This is a genomic window from bacterium (assembly GCA_026414725.1).
Taxonomy (GTDB): domain Bacteria; phylum Ratteibacteria; class UBA8468; order B48-G9; family JAFGKM01; genus JAAYXZ01.
This window is the reverse complement of the sequence record JAOAIL010000051.1, coordinates 1-1,062: the sequence shown is the minus strand read 5'-3', so window position 1 is coordinate 1,062 and position 1,062 is coordinate 1. Positions and strand designations below refer to the sequence as shown.

2 protein-coding genes are annotated in these 1,062 nt (G+C 37.9%); both read right to left on the bottom strand.

Going from position 1 to position 1,062, the window contains the following annotated elements:
* On the bottom strand, window positions 1-300 hold a 300-nt coding region (locus N3D17_07780), incomplete at its 3' end, for an AAA family ATPase (protein MCX8083262.1).
* Window positions 297-1,062: acetate--CoA ligase family protein (locus N3D17_07775; GenBank protein MCX8083261.1), on the bottom strand; the 766-nt coding region annotated here is incomplete at its 5' end. The genes N3D17_07780 and N3D17_07775, both read right to left, overlap by 4 nt.

Sequence of the window (1,062 nt, the reverse complement as noted above, 5' to 3'; positions counted from 1 at the left end):
CAATTGTCTCTCAAAGCTTTCCAATATTCTTTTTTTCAATTTAGATGGATCTTCTGAGATCAAAAAGTCGACATAAGGTCTATCAAGGACGATTGCACAAGTATTTTCCAACCCCAAAACTTTCTCTGCAAGTAAAGCGTCCTCATCGCAAATTCTATCGCCAATTCTAACCGCGTTTATTCCGAAAGCTTTGAAGTATCCGACATCGTAGCCTCTTTCTTTCAGAATAAGGGCTAAGGACAGAGTTATTCCACTTTTTCCCGAAAAACTCTCCGTTGAGGAGATCATCAGCTTTTTCATTTCTTCACCTCCAAAAGCATTCGAAAATCAATTGCAACGCATCCTTTTTCGAAAACTTTCAGTGGATTGATCTCCATTTCTGAAATAGGATAATCCATGCTTAGCTGAGAGAATTTTAAGATCGTATCGACCAAAGTATCGAGATCAAGCATTTTCTCCCCCCTTACACCTTTTAGCAATGCAAAAGATTTAACACTTCTTATCATATCATAAGCGTCTTTTCTGCTCAGCGGAGCTATTCTGAAAGAGACGTCTTTGAAAACTTCCACATATATTCCTCCAAGTCCAAACATTAAAACATTTCCAAATTGCGGGTCTTTTTTCATTCCGATTATCACTTCTCTACCTCCCTTTACCATTTCCTGAACAAGAACACCTTCGATCCTTGCATCTGGTATGTAACTTTCAACTTTTGAAATTATTTCGTAAAAACTGGTCTTGACTTCTCCTTTGCCAACATTAAGCTTCAAGGCTCCAATATCACTTTTATGTATAACATCTGGGGACACGATTTTCATCGCCACAGGATATCCGAGCTTTTCAGCAATTTCTTCTGCTTCTTCAACTGTCCTCGCAATTCCCCAGCGTGCGGTTGGAATTTTATAACACTCAAGCAATTTCATACCTTCAACACCAACAAATTTAACTCCAGATCTCTCAAATTCTGCAAATATTTGATCTGCTTTTGCTTTATCCACATCAAATTTAAGGAATTCTTTTTCGGTGAAGTCAAATCTTGAATACTTCTCTACTGCCCAAATT